General features: G+C 39.6%; 21 protein-coding genes and 1 riboswitch. Of the genes, 11 read left to right on the top strand and 10 right to left on the bottom strand.

Annotated elements, in window-relative coordinates; genetic code table 11:
* Window positions 1-141: 141 nt before the first annotated feature.
* Window positions 142-1926: a M3 family oligoendopeptidase gene (locus FPQ10_RS07235; protein WP_144162519.1), complete on the top strand. Its 1785-nt coding sequence runs from the start codon at window positions 142-144 to the stop codon at window positions 1924-1926.
* 41 nt (window positions 1927-1967) lie between these two features.
* Here FPQ10_RS07235 and FPQ10_RS07230 read toward each other — a convergent pair whose 3' ends face one another.
* From FPQ10_RS07230 to FPQ10_RS07210, 5 genes are all read right to left on the bottom strand, one after another.
* Window positions 1968-2495: a GNAT family N-acetyltransferase gene (locus FPQ10_RS07230; protein ID WP_144162516.1), complete on the bottom strand. Its 528-nt coding sequence runs from the start codon at window positions 2493-2495 to the stop codon at window positions 1968-1970.
* Window positions 2496-2605: 110 nt separating this feature from the next.
* Window positions 2606-3430, bottom strand: a complete 825-nt coding sequence (locus FPQ10_RS07225; protein WP_144162513.1) for a DUF368 domain-containing protein — start codon at window positions 3428-3430, stop codon at window positions 2606-2608.
* Window positions 3431-3505: 75 nt separating this feature from the next.
* Complete coding sequence (locus FPQ10_RS07220; protein ID WP_186278598.1) at window positions 3506-4279, bottom strand: ABC transporter ATP-binding protein; 774 nt, start codon at window positions 4277-4279, stop codon at window positions 3506-3508.
* A 258-nt stretch (window positions 4280-4537) separates the two neighbouring features.
* Window positions 4538-5596, bottom strand: a complete 1059-nt coding sequence (locus tag FPQ10_RS07215; RefSeq protein WP_144162507.1) for a FecCD family ABC transporter permease — start codon at window positions 5594-5596, stop codon at window positions 4538-4540.
* Window positions 5597-5599: 3 nt separating this feature from the next.
* Window positions 5600-6601, bottom strand: coding sequence for an ABC transporter substrate-binding protein (locus FPQ10_RS07210; RefSeq protein ID WP_144162504.1), 1002 nt, complete (start codon window positions 6599-6601; stop codon window positions 5600-5602).
* Window positions 6602-6727: 126 nt separating this feature from the next.
* Window positions 6728-6910, bottom strand: a riboswitch (cobalamin riboswitch).
* Between the two features lie 119 nt (window positions 6911-7029).
* On the opposite strand from FPQ10_RS07210, the gene FPQ10_RS07205 reads away from it, so the two are divergent.
* The 3 genes from FPQ10_RS07205 to FPQ10_RS07195 all read left to right on the top strand — a co-directional run bounded on the left by FPQ10_RS07205 (window position 7030) and on the right by FPQ10_RS07195 (window position 9415).
* On the top strand, window positions 7030-8289 hold the full coding sequence (locus FPQ10_RS07205) for a helix-turn-helix domain-containing protein (protein WP_144162501.1): 1260 nt from the start codon (window positions 7030-7032) through the stop codon (window positions 8287-8289).
* Window positions 8289-9059: an enoyl-CoA hydratase gene (locus FPQ10_RS07200; RefSeq protein WP_144162498.1), complete on the top strand. Its 771-nt coding sequence runs from the start codon at window positions 8289-8291 to the stop codon at window positions 9057-9059. Before FPQ10_RS07205 ends, FPQ10_RS07200 begins: the two co-directional genes overlap by 1 nt.
* A gap of 113 nt (window positions 9060-9172) precedes the next feature.
* A complete protein-coding gene (locus tag FPQ10_RS07195) occupies window positions 9173-9415 on the top strand; it encodes a YkuS family protein (protein WP_144162496.1) in 243 nt (80 codons plus the stop codon).
* Window positions 9416-9527: 112 nt separating this feature from the next.
* Here the strand turns inward: FPQ10_RS07195 and FPQ10_RS07190 are convergent, their stop codons facing one another.
* Window positions 9528-10100, bottom strand: coding sequence for an NADPH-dependent FMN reductase (locus FPQ10_RS07190; RefSeq protein WP_144162493.1), 573 nt, complete (start codon window positions 10098-10100; stop codon window positions 9528-9530).
* Window positions 10101-10492: 392 nt separating this feature from the next.
* Between FPQ10_RS07190 and FPQ10_RS13440 the strand changes: the two genes are divergently transcribed.
* Entirely contained in the window at window positions 10493-11140 is a 648-nt protein-coding gene (locus FPQ10_RS13440; RefSeq protein ID WP_144162490.1) for a 3D domain-containing protein, read from the top strand.
* Window positions 11141-11262: 122 nt separating this feature from the next.
* Entirely contained in the window at window positions 11263-11625 is a 363-nt protein-coding gene (locus FPQ10_RS07180; protein ID WP_144162487.1) for a SpoIIAA family protein, read from the top strand.
* A 148-nt stretch (window positions 11626-11773) separates the two neighbouring features.
* Here FPQ10_RS07180 and FPQ10_RS07175 read toward each other — a convergent pair whose 3' ends face one another.
* Both FPQ10_RS07175 and FPQ10_RS07170 read right to left on the bottom strand, forming a co-directional pair.
* Window positions 11774-12514, bottom strand: coding sequence for a YqjF family protein (locus FPQ10_RS07175; RefSeq protein ID WP_144162484.1), 741 nt, complete (start codon window positions 12512-12514; stop codon window positions 11774-11776).
* An 81-nt stretch (window positions 12515-12595) separates the two neighbouring features.
* Window positions 12596-13018, bottom strand: a complete 423-nt coding sequence (locus FPQ10_RS07170) for an organic hydroperoxide resistance protein (RefSeq protein ID WP_144162481.1) — start codon at window positions 13016-13018, stop codon at window positions 12596-12598.
* A gap of 211 nt (window positions 13019-13229) precedes the next feature.
* Between FPQ10_RS07170 and FPQ10_RS07165 the strand changes: the two genes are divergently transcribed.
* Both FPQ10_RS07165 and FPQ10_RS07160 read left to right on the top strand, forming a co-directional pair.
* Entirely contained in the window at window positions 13230-14828 is a 1599-nt protein-coding gene (locus FPQ10_RS07165) for a catalase (RefSeq protein WP_144162478.1), read from the top strand.
* A gap of 278 nt (window positions 14829-15106) precedes the next feature.
* Window positions 15107-15382: a hypothetical protein gene (locus tag FPQ10_RS07160; RefSeq protein WP_144162475.1), complete on the top strand. Its 276-nt coding sequence runs from the start codon at window positions 15107-15109 to the stop codon at window positions 15380-15382.
* A 55-nt stretch (window positions 15383-15437) separates the two neighbouring features.
* Here FPQ10_RS07160 and FPQ10_RS07155 read toward each other — a convergent pair whose 3' ends face one another.
* Window positions 15438-15635 (bottom strand): cold-shock protein, encoded by a 198-nt coding sequence (locus FPQ10_RS07155; protein WP_144089218.1) that lies wholly within the window; start codon window positions 15633-15635, stop codon window positions 15438-15440.
* A gap of 260 nt (window positions 15636-15895) precedes the next feature.
* On the opposite strand from FPQ10_RS07155, the gene FPQ10_RS07150 reads away from it, so the two are divergent.
* The gene (locus tag FPQ10_RS07150) at window positions 15896-16672 is read left to right on the top strand and encodes a SurA N-terminal domain-containing protein (protein WP_144162472.1); all 777 of its coding nucleotides are present in this window, start codon (window positions 15896-15898) and stop codon (window positions 16670-16672) included.
* A 101-nt stretch (window positions 16673-16773) separates the two neighbouring features.
* Here FPQ10_RS07150 and FPQ10_RS07145 read toward each other — a convergent pair whose 3' ends face one another.
* A complete protein-coding gene (locus FPQ10_RS07145) occupies window positions 16774-17022 on the bottom strand; it encodes a hypothetical protein (RefSeq protein WP_144162469.1) in 249 nt (82 codons plus the stop codon).
* Between the two features lie 250 nt (window positions 17023-17272).
* On the opposite strand from FPQ10_RS07145, the gene FPQ10_RS07140 reads away from it, so the two are divergent.
* Complete coding sequence (locus FPQ10_RS07140; protein WP_144162466.1) at window positions 17273-17512, top strand: hypothetical protein; 240 nt, start codon at window positions 17273-17275, stop codon at window positions 17510-17512.
* Complete coding sequence (locus FPQ10_RS07135; protein ID WP_186278597.1) at window positions 17463-17771, top strand: hypothetical protein; 309 nt, start codon at window positions 17463-17465, stop codon at window positions 17769-17771. Before FPQ10_RS07140 ends, FPQ10_RS07135 begins: the two co-directional genes overlap by 50 nt.
* Window positions 17772-17779: the final 8 nt, after the last annotated feature.

Here is a 17779-nt window from a genome sequence, read left to right as displayed (position 1 = left end):
TCTAGATATGACAAAATCATCGCACTTACTGCTCTCACACAAAAGTATTTATTTCTATTCTCGAAATATTATTTATTCGGAATAATTTTTTTGCTACAATAGAATGTGTTTAGAAAATTAAGAAGTTTCGGAGGGAAGTTTATGGCCTATTCACAGGTTTGGGATTTGGATGTCTTTTTTGAGGGTGGTAGTGATTCTCCACAATTAAGAGCTCATTTAGATGAAACAAAAGTTAAGGTCGATCAATTCGCAGGTAAGTTACAAACGTTTGAAACACCTACAAATCAGAGTGCTGCTGGTTCTGTCGCTCAATTGCTTGAAGAAGGGTCAACGATTCAAATGCATATTAGCCAGGCGAGTGGATTCATCAGTTGCTTGGAAGCGCAGGATATGAATGATACACAAGCAAACACGCTTCGTAGTGAAGTCACGCAAATTGTAGCTACCTTTAGTTCAGCTTTTAATTCATTGGAACAAAAGCTAGCCAAGACAGAGCAGACAGTTTGGGAACAGCTAATCCAAGACGAGCAATTGTCCGACTTTCGTTTTGTTTTAGAAGAGTGGCGAGCAAAAGCGAAGGAACAGCTTTCCGAAGAGGAAGAATCGCTCATTTCGGCTCTTTCCGTTGACGGATACCACGCTTGGGGACAAATGTACAATACGATTGTTGGTCAAATGACCGTTCGCGTAACAGTCGATGGGGAGGAAAAAGAACTTTCTGTCGGACAAGCGAATAATCTCTTATCACATGAAGATCCAGAGGTTCGTAAAGAAGTCTATGAAAAATTAGAAGATGCATGGAAGAGTAAAGAGGCACTATTCGCCCGCACGCTCAACCACTTAGCTGGGTTCCGGTTGAATGTCTACGAAAAACGTGGATGGGAGAATGTGTTGAAAGAGCCGCTCGATTATAACCGGATGCAACAGGAAACACTCGACGCGATGTGGGGTGCCATTACTAAACATAAAGCTACATTCGTAAAATTCCTTGAACGCAAAGCGAAATTAATGGGGAAAGAGCAGCTTGATTGGTATGACCTGAATGCTTCGACACAGGATAATAACCAAAAACTTTCCTATGATGAAGGCGCTGAATTTATCTTAAAGCATTTCCAAACCTTCAGTCCAAAAATGGCCGACTTTGCGAAGATGGCTTTTGAAGACCGATGGATCGAAGCAGAAGATCGATCAGGGAAACGGCCAGGTGGATTTTGCACAGGTCTGCCACTCAGCAATCAATCGCGGATTTTTATGACCTATAGTGGCTCCATGTCGAATGTGGCGACACTCGCTCACGAGCTTGGTCACGCTTATCATAGTTATGTTCTCCGTGATGTTCATCCGTTGAATCGTCGCTATGCGATGAACGTCGCTGAAACGGCTTCGACTTTTGCGGAAATGATCGTGGCGGATGCATCTGTCAAAGAAGCTCAATCAGAAGAAAATAAAATTGCTTTGCTAGAAGATAAAATTCAACGAAGTGTCGCTTTCTTCATGAATATTCATTCTCGCTTTTTATTCGAAACCCGTTTTTATGAAGAGCGGAAAAATGGTTTTGTTACGGCAGATCGACTGAACGCTTTAACAGATGAAGCTCAACGAGAAGCTTATGTCGATACGATTGCGACAACAAGTCCAAGTTATTGGTCCAATAAGCTTCATTTCCACATTACCGGCGTGCCGTTTTATAACTTCCCTTACACATTCGGTTACCTCTTCTCGCTCGCGATCTATGCGAAAGCATTGGAAGAAGGAACGGATTATGAGGACAAGTATATCGCATTGCTTCAAGATACAGCGCGAATGACGACAGAAGACTTAGCCAAGAAACATTTAGGTGCAGACATTACAAAAGAATCTTTCTGGGAGAAAGGCATCGAACTTTGCGAAAAAGATGTAGAAGAATATTTGCGATTGACTGACTAAAATAAAATCCTAGTTGGGCTTATGACCCGACTAGGATTTATTTATGAGTGGATTTTCTTTTCATAATATCTAAAAGGAAACGGCTCTCCTTCTTGGTATTTTTCGATAACAAATTGATAATTTGCTCGGTTAAATAATCGTAAAGCCGCTTCATTGATCGCATTTGTATCTGCGCATATATAATGGATACCCTTTTCCTTACCCAATTCCTCTGTAAAACGAAAAAAGGACTGCGCGATGCTTTTCCCTTGATAGTCCGGGTCAACCGCCAGCCGTTTCATGCATAAATACGGTTCCTTATATGTCCAAGGTATCTCAGCATATTCTTCATGTCCTTCTGTACTGATGCAAACGGCCCCTACAATCGTTCCACTAATTTCATATACGTATAACTGCCTGTTATGTATGTCATCTTCATAAAATGCCTCAGGATATGAACCATTCCATTGCGGGTTTCCTTCATCATTCATTTTTCTTTTCGACCGCTTTGCTACCGCTTTAATGCATTCTAAATCTTCAGGCTTCGCTTGTCGGATCATATCTGGCTCACCCCTTATATCTTTATCCATTTAAAGGGTTAATTCTCCATACGTCAAGCGTTTTTATCAGAAAAATTCATAAAAAAACAGTCCACGCTAAACTGCGATGAACTGTTCCGAATCAAATGTAGAATGATTTTTTATTCCTCTGTCAATTCCAATTTTCCTAAACCATAAGCTGCAATCAACCCACCAATTAAGCAAATTACGCTTACGATGTTTCGCATCTTATCCAATTCGAATCCAGGGTAAATGACGACCAATGCACCGATGACCAAGCCTATGATCAACGCATACATATGGAAATAGAACCGATCAAACAACACACGAATGATTCTACTCATGATCAATAACCCAAGTACAATCCCTAAACCTAATGGGATTAACGCTTCGATTACGAGATTTTCGATAGAATGGGTAAAGGTTTTGTACATACCAATGAGCAACAATAAGAACGAGCCACTAATTCCAGGGAGAATCATTGCTGAACTCGCTAACCAGCCGGATAGAAATAACATGAGGTAATCCATGCCTTCAAATTCTGTCATCGGGGTGATTGATTCATCGCCACGGAAAACGACCATCGAACCTACAAAGATCGCTGCTAGTAAAAGAGTCAAATAATGAGAACCTTGAAACTGACGACTTCCATCTGCCTGACGCCATAGAAATGGAATTACACCGGCAATCAATCCGAGAAAAGCAAATATCAGCTGATGCGGATAGTTATTTAATAACCAGTTAATAATTCCACTGAAAAAATAGACAGCAGTTAACACACCAACGCCTAACGGTGCTAAGAATGCCAAATGTTTTTTCCATTCACGCGTAAATATGCCATTAATGCCTTCAATCAGGCGTTGATAAATCCCTAAAACAACAGCAATCGTGCCTCCGCTCACACCCGGAACGATATCACTCGCTCCCATAAGCGCACCACGATATAGATTTTTCCATTCAATCATATGTTAATCCCCATTTCTCTTCTTCATACACTTTCAATATTATACTAGATAAGACTAGCATATGCCCATGTTTTTTTAAAAATGTCCTAAGAGAATTTGGGGTACATTTGATTTTGGATGACGAATAATTTCAGGCGTCGTATGATAAACATTTTCCAATAAATCGGAGTTGATGATTTCTTCATTACTCCCTGAGCGAACGACTTTACCTTCACTCATTAAAATCAGCTCTTCACAAAATTGAGAAGCTAAGTTTAAGTCATGCATAACCATGATGACCGTTAAATTATCTTTTTGTTGCCATTCCTTAACTAACTTTAGTATGTTCAATTGATGACCAATATCCAAGAAAGTCGTTGGTTCATCTAATAACAGTAATTCCGGTTGCTGCACCATCGCCTTGGCAATTGCAACACGCTGTCTCTCTCCCCCACTAAGGGTATCAAGAAATTGATCTTTCAAATCGGTCAGTGAGGTGAATGCCAAGACTTCTTCCACTAACTCATAATCCTTTTTACTCTCTCGTTGGAAAAAACCCAAGTGTGGATAACGTCCAAGGAGAATGGCATCAAAAACTTTAATAGGATAGGCGGCTAGTCCTTCTTGTGTCAATACAGCAATCCTTTGCGCCAGTTTTTTTACATTCCAATCCTGGACGTCTTGACCGTGAAAAGTAATGCTTCCACCCGTAGGCTTTTCATAAGCAGAAATCAATTTCATCAAGGTCGATTTTCCTGCACCATTCGGGCCAATCAATCCAATTGAACTGCCTTTGGGCACATCAAAAGAAACATTGTCCAAGAGGCTTTTATCTTCTATTTTTTTAGTCACTTGCTGGATTGATAACATGATGCTCATCATCCTTTTTAGTTAAATTAGGATCCGTTAAAGACTGTTGTTTAAATTAAAAGTCGTCCGTCAGGTGCTAAATGTTCAAAGAAAGCGTCTGAACGTTCAAATGATGACGCTGACCGTTCAAAAAGGCATTCTAACCGTTCAATCTAGGCGTCTGAACGTGCAAAGCACGACGCTGAACGTGCAAAGAAGCATTCTAACCGTTCATAGATTGACGCTAACCGCTCAAACAGGCATCTTCCATCTCGATCTCTAGAAATAGCCACGTCTTGCTCTTCTCAATAAATAAGCGAAGAAGGGCGCACCCAAGAATGCTGTAATGATGCCCAATGGTAGCTCTCTCGGCTGCATCACTGTTCTCGCAAAAGCATCAGCTCCGACGAGAAAAATGGCTCCACCGATAACACTCAATGGAATGATCATGCGGTAGTCTGCTCCGAAAATCAAACGAATAATATGAGGGATGACTAAACCGACAAACCCAATGGCTCCTGATACAGATACGGCAGCTCCTGTAATCAATGAAGCCAAAACCAACATAATAATTCGTGAGCGTTGCACAGAAACACCGCTATGATGTGCCGCTTCTTCTCCTAAACCAAGCATATTCAAATCTCTTGAGAAAAAATAAGCGATGACAACAGCGATCGAAATGACTGGAAAAACCACCTGAGTATAGCTCCAGTCTGTTAATGTTAGACTTCCCATCATCCAAAAAACAATCGTTTGTAGCTGCTCGTTCGATAATGCCATAATTAATGATAAACATGCGCCTAAAAAGGCTTGGATGACGACACCTGATAAAATCAACGTTTCAACCCGCATTTTCCGCTCAACCGTTGCTAAATAATACACAATCATTAAAGAAGCAAGGCCTGCTAAAAACGCCACGAAAGGTAGGGTGAATTTTCCTAACCATGCAATTTGCCAGCCGAAAGCCATCACTAAAGCAGCACCGAATGAAGCGCCTGACGAAACACCTAAAATAAAAGGATCTGCAAGCGGGTTGCGCAATACACCTTGGTAAATTGCTCCTGCCAGTGATAATGCCGCACCCACCAAAGCACCTAAAATGACCCTTGGCAGCCGGATATCCCAAATAATTGTTTCGGTTGATTCCTTCCAATCAACCGAAACCCAGTTTTGAACAATAGGAATTTTTGAGAGAACGACTTTCCAAACAACAATAAAATCAATACTTGCTGCACCCAACGTAATGGATAGGCTCATCACGATCAATAATAGAATCGATAAAAGAATTGACCAAAAAGCAACTTTTCCAAACGAGTGGGTCGATGTTGGATGTTTCATTGGTTACTCCATTAAATCGGGATAAAGGATGTTTACTAATTGTTCAAGTCCTTCAATCAACCGTGGACCAGGACGTGACAGAAGATCATTATCGATATTATGGACTTCTTCATTTTGAATAGCCGTTACATCTTTCCAGTTTTCTCGTGCAAGGACTTGTTCCTCGACGTCTTCCATGTAGTAGCCGTATGTCGTGATGATCACATCAGGGTTCGCTTCAATCACCACTTCTTCGTTCACCTGTGGCCAGCCTTCTTCTCCAGCCATGATGTTTTTACCACCAGCGATTTGTAGCAGCTCATTCATGAATGTATCTTCTGCAGCTGTAAATAATTCTTGATCAATCTCAAACCAGACGGATTTCTTTTCGTCTTCAGAGAGCTCGGCCGTTTTCTTTTCAATTTCTTCTATTCTGTTTTGCATATTTTCGACGGTCTCATTGGCTTTCTCTTCTGTTCCAACCGCTTGACCAGCTAAACGTAAATCCTCATAAGTTTCTTCCAATGTTTGTGCACCGAGTACAATAACTTTCAAGCCTTTGTCCCGTAGTGCTTGAATATCATCTCCATTATTTAAATCAGCCACTACCAAATCTGGCTCTAGTTCGACAATTTTTTCGAAATTTAAGTTCATGTCACCGACTTTTTCAATATCGGTTACTTCTTCCGGATAGTTGGACCATTCATCTACACCTACGACTTTGTCGCCACCACCAACAGCGTACACAATTTCAGTCGCACTTGGGATGACTGTCACAACTCGCTCAGGTTCTTCTTCAATGGTTACTTCTTCCCCTGATTTATCTGTTAAGGTTACAGATTCGGAGGCTGCACTCTCTTCATCATCTTGCGCCTCTTCTTCCGACGTTTCCTCACTTGATTCATTTTCCTCTACTTGCGTTTCTTCCTCATTTGATGTGTCGTCTCCACCTTGACATGCCGCTAACCCAATAACGAATGCCATGACCAATAGGATTAAAAACTTTTTCCAACTTCCCATCTTCATGTTATACTTCCTCTCTCATCAGTATTATTGTATTTTTCGCATAAAAAAGCTCTGAATCCTTTGTCATAAGGAGCCAGAGCATACATAACAATATCGATGCGCAGGCGATCCTTTGACCCGAAGGATTGAAGCCAAAACAAATAGGCAGGTCTCCTGGCTTAGAGTCATTGCATTCCATCCCTTCCCATTTTTAAAAAACAGTGGTTCGATGGTTTGCTTCTCATTACAGTGGCGGGACCGCGTCGGATTTACACCGATCTTCCCTATTATGTGAGTCGTAATACTCACACCTACACGTTTCGATTATACGATTGTATATTCATCATAATTCGAGCAATTATTTTCGTCAAGATAATATCTATCCTTTTATTAATATTCAAAAAAGTATGGTAATATATAGTTAACTGGAAAAAGTAAGGTGAAGAAATATGGATCTTGGTGCCATCATACAATACTATCGTACCAAAAAAGGTTATACGCAAAAACAGATGGCGGATGGCATTTGTTCTGTATCTTATCTAAGCAAAATAGAAAACGAGATGATCACGCCGAAAGAAGACGTAGCGAGATTGTTATTTGACCGGTTAGACATCAGTTACGATGACATCACGCATAGCGATAACCACCAAATTATCCGTAAAATTTTAAAACTATATAAGCGGATCAAAGAAAAAGATTATGAAGCGGCAAAAGAATCTATTGATGAATTGAAACGAATCCTCACACCTTTTCACGCACCGGAAGCATTGAACATCTTTCAATTGGTATATTTTTATTTCATCATTCAAACAAGAGAAAATGAAAAAGTTGAACAAATGTACCAAGAGGTCCTGCGTTTGGAAAATCGTTTTGAAAAAGAAGAGCTTTACCTTTTCCACAAGGTTATTGGCCTTTATTACAATTACAAAGCACAACCAAATAAAGCTCTCAATCATTTTGAAACAGCGAAAGCAATGTCAGTGAAATGGACAATCAAAGATACAGAGATCTATTATTTACTTGCTCTTTCATTGACTAGAATCCGGAAGCCGGCCCAATCGAATTATTACTGTCAAATCGCTAAGGATCAATTCGAATCAGACTTCTTATATACGAATGTTACCGATTGTTATATTTTATTTGGTGTTAATTATATGTTGCTGGAAGCTTATGACGTTTCAGAAAAATATTTTTTGCAAGTGTTACATTCGAAACCAATGGGGGATTTGCCCGACGTCCAGCGACGTGTTAAGCATAACTTAGCCATTCTTTATTTTTATATGGAAGAATATGATCGTTCCATTTCTTATATGGAACAGTTAAACAAATATGATTATAACTTATACGACAAAATTCAAGCCTTTTACATGCAAGCAAAAATTCATTATTTGAACGATAATGATAAGCAAGCCATCAAGTTTCTTAATAAAGGTGAAGAAGCCCTTAGAGAAGTGAAATACTTGAAATTCCAATACCAATTCTATGTACTCAAACATCAAATATATAACAAAACAAAAGACCCTGAATTCCTGAAAAAGGCTAAAAATGTTCTATTGCCTTATTTCCAACATTCAGGTGAGAAGAAAACAATCAAAGAACTTTCTTTAATTCTGGGACACCAATCTTATGATAACGGCGATTATAAGCAAGCAGCCGATTATTATAAATTTTTGATTGATCAATTTAATCACGTAAAGGATGAGGTGTAATGAGTAATACAGTAACTGTACAGTATGAAGAAAAAGTCGCTAAAATCACATTGAATCGACCTGACAAGATGAACTCGATGAACCAGGAAATGTTGGAGGAAATGGCCACCAAAATGGAAGAGGTCAGTCAAAGTGAAGCACAGATTGTGATTCTGACTGGTGAAGGCCGTGCTTTTTCAGCGGGCGGCGACATTAATATGATGCTTGATAATGACGATCCTAGTGACTTCAAAAAGATTATGGACACCATTGAGAAAACAGTTAAAACCTTTTATAGCATGCCGAAAATCACTATCTCGATGTTAAATGGTGCAACTGCTGGACTCGGTTTAAGTTTGGCATTAGCTGCAGACTATGTTATCGCTCAAAAAGAAGCCAAAATTGCCATGAATTTCATTGGCATTGGGTTGATTCCCGACGGTGGCGGGCACTTTTTCATGGAGCAACGACTCGGCACACATTTAGCTAAGCAAATGATCTGGGAAGGCAAAATGATGCAAGCCGAAGAAGCAGAGAAATTAGGCCTTGTCGACCTTGCAACTGAAAACGCAGAAGAAGCCACTCAAAAATACGTAGAAAAATTACAAGGCGCACCATTACGCGCCATGATTCGAACGAAGACAATTTACCATCAAGAAAACCTCAATAAGCTTGAGTCTTACTTAGCAGGCGAATCTGAAGGTCAAGTTGCCATGAGGCAAACCAAAGACCACCAAGAAGGAATTAAAGCATTTATGGAGAAGCGAAAGCCCGAATTTCGTGGTGAGTAGTTTATTGATGTATTAAGTAACCATCCAGGAAAGCACGCTATTTATTCGATATGTATAATCGTTGCGCTCCCCTCCAATAATAATTGACGAGATTATTATTGGAGGTGTTATAGATGGCAAGAGTTGCTGTAGAAGATACGTTGACGAACGTAAAACAAGCACTACAGAAGGATGGACATGAAGTTGTGTCACTTGAATCAGATCAAGCAAATGACTGTGATTGTTGTTGCATTTCTGGTCAAGATCAAAATGTCATGGGAATGAGTGATGCAACGACGCAGGCAACTGTAATTAATTGTGATGGTAAAAATGCCAATGAAGTTGTCCAGGAAGTGAATGAACTTTTTCGTACTTAATGGTTCCATTGTCTATGGACAAATCAATAGACATGTAAAAAGCCAGTCAATCCGACTGGCTTTTTTGATTGCTTAAATGTTGATAACGATTGATAAGTCATTTACTGACGAATTAATAAAATTCATGTCCAAAGTTATTGCCTTTTCTTGCTTCGACACTCATTGTCATATAAAGATCAAAAATTCGAAGCATCTCTTTGAGACGGCTTATGACATCTTCATTGATCAATTCATTTGTTTCTGTAAAATGCTCGCTATGCGCATAAACATAATTCGGCGTTACCAATGAACGAAAGTAACTTAAAATTGGTTTTAATTGATTCTCAATGACCAAGTGATGCTGAAAAGTTCCTCCATTTGCGATAACCGAAACGGGCTTGTATCGCATCGTTTTCGGCGAAATTAAATCTAACAAGTTTTTAAAAGAGCCTGGGATTGATCCTTGGAAAATCGACGTAGCAATAATATAGCCATCTGCAGCTTCCATTTTAGCGATGGCTTCTTGTGTATCTTCATTGTATTTTTCTTTTGATCGACCATCCGCAAGCTCGAGTGTTAATTGATCCAATGATAGTTGTTCCACATCATACGAATAATTTCCTTCATTTAAATAATGTTCAATTTCTTTTAATAGAACTTTTGGTTTCTCACCTGTCACCGTTCCATTGATCAGTATTATATTCAAAAAAACCAAACCCCTCTCTATCTGTACCTTCCATTTATTTTCATTTTTTATTCGTTTTCTATTACACTATCTCTCTTACGTAAACGAATTTTATTCAAATAGTTAACTCGTTAACTTATAAACTTTGAACGAGTTGGAAATGATAGGATTACGCACATGCAATCCAATCTATACGGAATATCCATTTCTATCTTATCAGATTTCAGACTATTATGTTTCATTACATGCTTTGTTAAGAGATTGTTTTCATTCTGTGGTTTGATTGAAACTAGTCTGTAGTCATTATTTGATAGAATCCTACTTGTGACTAAATAATCAGTGGATGGCATTTGCGTGCAGGGTAGAATCCTTGGCCTTAAAAGCCAACCATTAAAATATTCGGAGGGATTTTCATGCATCAATCTATTAAAAAAAATATCGGATTGGTCAGTCTCGTTTTAATCTGTTTGACAATGTTAACGGTTGCTGTTGTAACCGGTCAAAGTGACCAAGCAGATCAGGAATCCAGTGTACAAGCTGAAACTATCGATAATCAACAGACGGTCGGACAATTAGCAACAGCACAGTTAAGCTTAGATGAAAAAGATAAACTAGCAATGAATCAAGCAGCAATGAAAGAAGCTGTTAAAGAGCAGCCAACTGCTGTAAAGAAGAAACCCGTACAAGAAGCAGCAAACAAACAGACGGCGCAATCTAGCCAAGAAAAATCAAAGGGTAAAATTGTACAAGCCAGTCAACAAGAATCGAACAACCAAACACTCTATGTCACTGCAACAGCATACACAGCTTATTGTGATGGTTGTAGTGGTGTAACTCGAACAGGAATCGACTTACGTGCGAATCCGAACCAAAAAGTGATTGCGGTTGATCCAAATGTGATCCCACTTGGATCGAAAGTATGGGTTGAAGGTTATGGAACAGCAATTGCTGGTGACACAGGTTCAGCGATTAAAGGAAAACGTATTGATCTTTTCATCCCTTCTCATGAAGAAGCAATGCGGTACGGTGTCCGGGAAGTGAAAATAGAAGTAATCGAATAACTTATTCCGAGCCAATTGTTCACTACAATTGGCTTCTTTCTTGTTTCAATCACCCTCCTCAAGGGAAAGGGATAAAAAATTGCCTTACTCAAAAACCTGAACGGCAATAAGGAGGCATTCGCATGTTTTCTTTTTTAAAAAGTAGAGATGATCAAACGATCGCTTTAGGAATAGAAGGTAAAGTCAGTCAAACTGACGCCGAACGACTCAGCCAGTATGTAGAGGAAAATTTTGGTGATGACCAGCCATTTAATGTCGTCGCATATATGGATGAAGTTGAGAGCACAACCTTTAAAGGGGCTCTGGAAGGAATGAAGTTTGACACAAAGCGATGGGATCAATTTCAACGTCTTGCGTTCATTAGTGATAAGGATTGGATAGAGGCTGCGACGAATATTGGTTCACTATTGCCAGGTGTTGAAACGAAGCATTTTAATAAAGACGAAGTAGAAGAAGCATGGGGCTGGATTATGGAGAAGGAATAATATAGAACAAACGAAGAGACTGGGACAGAAGAAACGTATTGATGCATCAATTGAGAATTTCTTTGGAATTGGAGCAATTCGCCATGAAATTCTTGACGGTGTGATGCATTTGTCGGGCGGCTCGACACGTTTGTCCCAGTCTCTTTTTTTAATCGGAAAAACGAAATGGCCAAAACAACGCTCTTTTTTGGTAAGCGTAAAAGCAATACGGTTCTTCAAGAATCGAACCATCAGGCAATTGGGGCAGCATTCCGTTTCGTCGGATTGATACATCCACATCAGCCACTTTCCACGGTCTATGGTGAATTGGCCCTTCGATGAGCCGGTTTCCGAGCGTGGAATACAAAAAGTAGCGGTCTGCTAGCCATTTCGCCAAACTACCTTTTCCTACTGAAAAAGTCTTTTCTGATGGCTTAAATTGCCCGACAAATAGGCGTTGATAATTCATCATTCTTTTACTTTGATAATAATGGATGCCTTCCCTCTCGTTCTTTTCTAGAGACATTTCCGCCAAATAATAAGGTAAGGTCAGAAAGCGTGCCCCCAATACTGCTACAGGGTGTTCCGCTTCCAGATTGAAAAAATATACACCCGGTTTTCCATTATGAGTGACATATGTTCGGACATTTAATTCTAAGAAAGTATTTATTCCTTTCAGGGACTGTGTCCTCAAAGTAAAATCGTTGATGCTAAACGGGAGTACCGTAATCCATGCCTTTCCCTCAAATGTATCCAACTGCAATCCCTGCGGAAGCAGCGTCTGAACGGCTTTAGGATCCACAGGATAATTGATGAATAAGAGATCTTTCCATAACTGACTAGCGATCCACGGACTATCTGGGAAAATCGTTTTGCGATGAGCGGTCTCTTTTAAAATTTCTTCATACATAGAAGCCACCCTTTAGATGAACAAAGATTATGTACAAAAAAGCTGTCCTTTTTGTTAATGGACAGCCTTTTTGAATTGCATTTAGGATTCATTTGATTTTGCTTCTAATTCAACATCGACGTTTCCTCTTGTCGCTTTGGAATAAGGGCATACTTGATGTGCTTCTTTCATTAACTCTTCTGCCTCATCTTGAGCGACACCATTAAATTCAGACACTAATTTAACGGCAATCTTAAAACCGCTCTCTCCCTCTTTCAAAAAGCTGACTTCTGCTGTTGTGACCGTATCGATTTTTTTATTCTTTTGCTTGGCAACCAAATTCAACGCACCATCATAACAAGAGGAATAAGCAGCCGCGAAAAGTTGTTCAGGGTTCGTACCTGTTTCATTCGAATTTTCTGTAGGCATGACAATATTTAAGTCAATGACACCATCTTCTGATTTTACGTGACCATCTCTTCCACCTTTTGCTGTTGCTTTTGTTGTAAACAATTCGTTACTCATCGTCAACACTCCTTTTCGGTTGGATTTTTTGGTTTCTATGAACTTTTCCCTTATGTTGTTTACTTTAACCATAAATGAACAGACTGCGTACTTCAAATGAAATGTCAGAAATCTTCGGCAAAAATCCGATTAAATTCTTGTTGGTTGGGAAAACATACATATAGCTCTTCTATGTTAAATAATAGAAGAAATACCTTTCCAGGAGGATTTCATGGCAGACAAATCCGATCGTAGTAAACAGGAGAAGAATAAGGAAAGGCTGACTAACCGACAAGGTCATCCGGTAACACAAAATCAAAATATCCGAACTGTCGGTAATCGTGGGCCAGGCACATTGGAAAATTATGATTACATCGAAAAGATCAGTCACTTTGACCGTGAACGGGTTCCCGAGCGTGTCGTACATGGCAGAGGTGCCGGTGCGCATGGCTATTTCGAAGCATATGGAAAAATTGGTGATGAACCTGCATCCAAGTACACGAGAGCGAAACTTTTCCAAGAAAAAGGTAAACGAACCCCTGTGTTTGTCCGTTTTTCAACCGTCATCCATGGTACACATTCACCGGAAACATTACGGGACCCACGCGGCTTTGCAGTGAAATTTTACACAGAAGACGGAAATTGGGACTTAGTTGGAAATAACATAAAAATCTTTTTCGTCCGTGACGCAATGAAATTTCCAGATATGATTCATGCATTCAAGCCGGACCCTGTGACAAATATTCAAGACCCTGAACGGTTCTTTGATTTCTGCGCGAGTTCACCGGAAACTTTTCACATGGTCACATTCATTCACTCTCCATGGGGGATTCCAGCAAATTACCGTCAAATGCAAGGTTCTGGTGTGAATACTTACAAATTGGTGAATGATGATGGCAAAGCTGTTTTGGTGAAATTTCATTGGGAGCCAAATCAAGGAATTAAGAATCTGACACAAAAAGAAGCAGAAGAAATTCAAGGACAAAACTTCAACCATGCGACGCAAGATCTGTACGAAGCCATTGAAGAAGGAAACTATCCAGAATGGGAGCTATATGTTCAAATTATGGAGGACGGAGAGCATCCGGAACTTGATTTTGATCCGCTAGACGATACAAAACTTTGGCCAGAGGACCAATTTCCATGGCTTCCTGTCGGAAAGTTGGTGCTCGACAAGAATCCTGATGATTATTTTGCGGAAGTTGAGCAATCTGCATTCGGTACGGGTGTATTGGTTGATGGCATTGATTTCTCTGATGATAAAATGCTGCAAGGGCGTACCTTCTCTTATTCCGATACACAACGACACCGTGTTGGAGCAAATTATTTACAATTGCCAATTAACCGTGCAAGGACAGAAGTGAATACCAACCAAGAAGGCGGCAACATGCGTTATGAGGTCGATCGTGAGCCGAGTAAGAATCCTGCCATAAACTATGAACCATCCATTTTGGGTGGCTATGAAGAAGCTGAACCATATGGCAAGGATCATGAACCATATGTCGAAGGAAACTTAACACGCGAGTCCATTGATCGGACAAGTAACACCAAACAAGCTGGTGAGACGTTCAGACAGTTTGAAGAATGGGAAAAAGCAGAGTTGATTTCCAATCTTGTCAATGATTTATCTGTATGCGATCAACGAATCCAAGATCGTTGGATGGAGCTCGCAGAAGAAGCCGACGAAGAATATGGACTCCGATTACGTGAAGGTCTTGAAAAAGCGAAGAATGGGATGGATGATTCAAGTAGAGGCCCTATAGGAAACACATCGGCATCTGAAGCTACTGAAAAAGCAGAGCGAGAAGGACATGAAGCAGATCCTTATTAAAATAGCAAGATCTCCAGTTTTTTATTGAACTGGAGATCTTTTTTATTAATCATCCCGAATTTAACATGGTGAAATGCGCGATATACTTGAGCTAGCGACTTCCCCTGCTTTGAACCAACGGACGATATTTATGTATTTAAAGCATTGTCAAACAGCCACCAGCTTCCTGCACTGCCAAACTATTCTATTAAAGTCTGCCGGAGAGAACTTGGCAGGCCTATTGCATGCTTTGAGAGAGCTTATGACTGTCCAAGGCGCCAAGCTGACTGTTCAATAGAGTGATCGTTCAAACTACACGCGTGAATGTTCAAAGCAGGGAGCTGACTGTTCAAAATACGTGCCTGATCGTTCAAACCAATCGACTAACCGTTCAAATGACGTGCCTGATCGTTCAAAGCAGGGAGCTGACCGTTCAAAATACGCGCGTGACCGTTCAAAGCAGGGGGCTAACCGTTCAAACCACGCGCGTGACCGTTCAAATCAATAAGCCAACCGTTCAAACTATGTACGTAATCATTCAAATCAAGACGCTGTCTCTGAAAAACGGTGAATAAAAGTACAAATAAATAAAAAAGATGCACGCCCGTAAGCGTACATCTTGTATAGTCATTATTGAGCAACAACGTTAGCTGCTTGTGGTCCGCGATCGCCTTCAACGATTTCGAACTCTACTGTTTGACCTTCTTCTAAAGTTTTGAAACCTTCAGCTTGGATTGCTGAGAAGTGTACGAATACATCGTCGCCATCTTCGCGCTCGATGAAGCCAAAACCTTTTTCTGAGTTAAACCATTTTACTGTACCTGTCATATGAATGACCTCCTTTAAAATACTACAAAACAATTGGATCTTGTTACTTTGACTTCCTAAAGAGAGGCCACCCAAGTAAACAATGAATCGAATCATTTCGTACATTTACTACTATAACTCGCCTCCAGTAAAAAAGCAAGTGAAAAGAAATATATTACATTTTAATTTCAATTCCTGTTAAAGCTTGTATATTGTTGGAACCGTGTGCTAAAATTCAGGTCGTACCTAATTTAATTCACTCAAAGGAAGGGTTATTTTATATGAAAAAATTATTTCTCATCAGCGTATTGTTACTTTTATCCATTGTAGCGGTTGCATGCGGTGGTGACGATGGGGATAACGAGAATGGTGAAAACGCCAACGAATCCGAAAATGAGAATACTGAACAAACAGAAAATGCTGAAGGCGAAAACAATGAAGGTCAGCAAGAAGTCGAAGAAGTAAAAGCAGATGAATTTCCTGACGTTGTTGCAAAAGTAAACGGAGAAGAAATCACAAATGAACAACTTGCACTAAACGTAAATGCTATTCAGCAACAGTATCAAATGTATGGCATGAACATTGACGAAAATAAAGAAGGCATTCAACAGACTGCTTTAGATCAGTTAATCAATACAGAAGTCATCGAGCAATCTGCAAAAGAAAACGGTATTGAAGCATCTGAAGATGAAGTTAAATCAAATTATGATGAGCTAGTGACTCAACTGAAAGAACAGTATGAAACAGATGATGTTCAAGAAGTTTTTGAAGAAAATGACGTTACAGAAGAAGAGATCAAAAATGACATTAAAAGAAACATTGTGATCAATAAATTCATGGAAGAAAATATTGAAGATGCCGATGTCACAGAAGAAGAACTACAAGAAGCGTATGAAAATTACGAATCACAAGCTAAAGAAATGGAACAAGAAGTACAAGACTTTGAAACAATGAAACCTCAATTAGAACAACAACTACAGTCACAGAAAGCTCAAGAGCAGCAACAAAAGTACATTGACGAGCTACGTGAAAAACAAGAGATTGAAATATTGATCTAACGTAATCAAAAGCATGGAGTGCCTCGCACTTCATGCTTTTATCGTTTACATATAAAAAATCTGCACGCTATTTTGATTAGCAGTGCAGATTTTTTTATGGATTATAATTCATTTTCAGCCAACACAAGTTCCATCGGTTCAACAAACCATTCATTCCTTTCCTGGATCATCGGGATATATAAACCTCCCTCGTTGACTAACCGGTCAATTCCTTCGTTGTAAATATATTCGTGCTCCACTAAGTGGGCTTGATCATTAAGCTCATTCAACACATCCGGATGGAATACGCCACCTTCATTCATCATCCGATCAATTCCTTCATCATACTGATATTGTCTATCCAAAAACATATGAACCCCCTCCTATTATTTTGAAGAGTAAAATGTCTTTACAAAGTTTGTCGGATATAGAGCGGAATACCTTCCCTCTCTAGTTCTATTATATCATGGAACTCCTTAATATTTATCAGCGTTTATTAATATTATGTGAATATTTGCACTTGGAAAACAGTTCCATTTTACGTTTCTTGATTTACATCAAGGAAATGAGCGTCAAACGTTGATACGATCATATTGAGGGTAGAAATGAGGAGGGTATCCGATGATATGGACAATGTATCAAACAGTGCTTTGGTTGCATATTGTCATAGCAATCTTATGGGTCGGAGGGGTTATGTTTGTCGGGTGGGCAGTCTATCCCGCTTCCAATAAATTAGATCGGGCCCAACAACGTACGTTTTTAACTGCTTTGATGAAACATACGCATTGGTTATTTGTCATTGAAGGGATCGGTGTCATTTTCACAGGTATTCTACTCGGTACCATCCTCGGGCCAAATTGACCAATGGAGTGATTTATATACAACAATGTATGGGCGTAAGTTCATTGCTGCCTTCTTTTTAGCTGTTTTCGTATTACTTTGGGGTTCTTTGATTGGGTTCCGAAAAACAATGAATGTATTAGAAGATAATACGATATGGAATTTAGCCAAAAAAGATATGTGCACTCCATTGAACCGCGCTTTTCGATTTACTGCACTAGTCGCAGGTGTTGAAGTCATCGGCTTTCTAGGAATCATCGCATTGATGCTTCAAATCTAGTAATGTGG

Origin of the sequence: Allobacillus sp. SKP2-8 (assembly GCF_007559355.1) — a bacterium.
GTDB lineage: Bacteria > Bacillota > Bacilli > Bacillales > Alkalibacillaceae > Allobacillus > Allobacillus halotolerans.
Note: the sequence above shows the minus strand (reverse complement) of the source record. Positions and strands in the feature narration are given on the sequence as shown.

Excerpts from the sequence above, each read along its gene's own strand:
- FPQ10_RS07205 (WP_144162501.1), top strand. The coding sequence starts at position 7,030 with ATGGATCTTGGTGCCATCATACAATACTATCGTACCAAAAAAGGTTAT.
- FPQ10_RS07165 (WP_144162478.1), top strand. The coding sequence starts at position 13,230 with ATGGCAGACAAATCCGATCGTAGTAAACAGGAGAAGAATAAGGAAAGG.
- FPQ10_RS07145 (WP_144162469.1), bottom strand. The coding sequence starts at position 17,022 with ATGTTTTTGGATAGACAATATCAGTATGATGAAGGAATTGATCGGATG.
- FPQ10_RS07215 (WP_144162507.1), bottom strand. The coding sequence starts at position 5,596 with ATGAAACATCCAACATCGACCCACTCGTTTGGAAAAGTTGCTTTTTGG.
- FPQ10_RS07220 (WP_186278598.1), bottom strand. The coding sequence starts at position 4,279 with ATGTTATCAATCCAGCAAGTGACTAAAAAAATAGAAGATAAAAGCCTC.
- FPQ10_RS07225 (WP_144162513.1), bottom strand. The coding sequence starts at position 3,430 with ATGATTGAATGGAAAAATCTATATCGTGGTGCGCTTATGGGAGCGAGT.
- FPQ10_RS07170 (WP_144162481.1), bottom strand. The coding sequence starts at position 13,018 with ATGAGTAACGAATTGTTTACAACAAAAGCAACAGCAAAAGGTGGAAGA.
- FPQ10_RS07140 (WP_144162466.1), top strand. The coding sequence starts at position 17,273 with ATGATATGGACAATGTATCAAACAGTGCTTTGGTTGCATATTGTCATA.
- FPQ10_RS07235 (WP_144162519.1), top strand. The coding sequence starts at position 142 with ATGGCCTATTCACAGGTTTGGGATTTGGATGTCTTTTTTGAGGGTGGT.
- FPQ10_RS07200 (WP_144162498.1), top strand. The coding sequence starts at position 8,289 with ATGAGTAATACAGTAACTGTACAGTATGAAGAAAAAGTCGCTAAAATC.
- FPQ10_RS07180 (WP_144162487.1), top strand. The coding sequence starts at position 11,263 with ATGTTTTCTTTTTTAAAAAGTAGAGATGATCAAACGATCGCTTTAGGA.
- FPQ10_RS07230 (WP_144162516.1), bottom strand. The coding sequence starts at position 2,495 with ATGGATAAAGATATAAGGGGTGAGCCAGATATGATCCGACAAGCGAAG.
- FPQ10_RS07195 (WP_144162496.1), top strand. The coding sequence starts at position 9,173 with ATGGCAAGAGTTGCTGTAGAAGATACGTTGACGAACGTAAAACAAGCA.
- FPQ10_RS07175 (WP_144162484.1), bottom strand. The coding sequence starts at position 12,514 with ATGTATGAAGAAATTTTAAAAGAGACCGCTCATCGCAAAACGATTTTC.
- FPQ10_RS13440 (WP_144162490.1), top strand. The coding sequence starts at position 10,493 with ATGCATCAATCTATTAAAAAAAATATCGGATTGGTCAGTCTCGTTTTA.
- FPQ10_RS07150 (WP_144162472.1), top strand. The coding sequence starts at position 15,896 with ATGAAAAAATTATTTCTCATCAGCGTATTGTTACTTTTATCCATTGTA.
- FPQ10_RS07155 (WP_144089218.1), bottom strand. The coding sequence starts at position 15,635 with ATGACAGGTACAGTAAAATGGTTTAACTCAGAAAAAGGTTTTGGCTTC.
- FPQ10_RS07210 (WP_144162504.1), bottom strand. The coding sequence starts at position 6,601 with ATGAAGATGGGAAGTTGGAAAAAGTTTTTAATCCTATTGGTCATGGCA.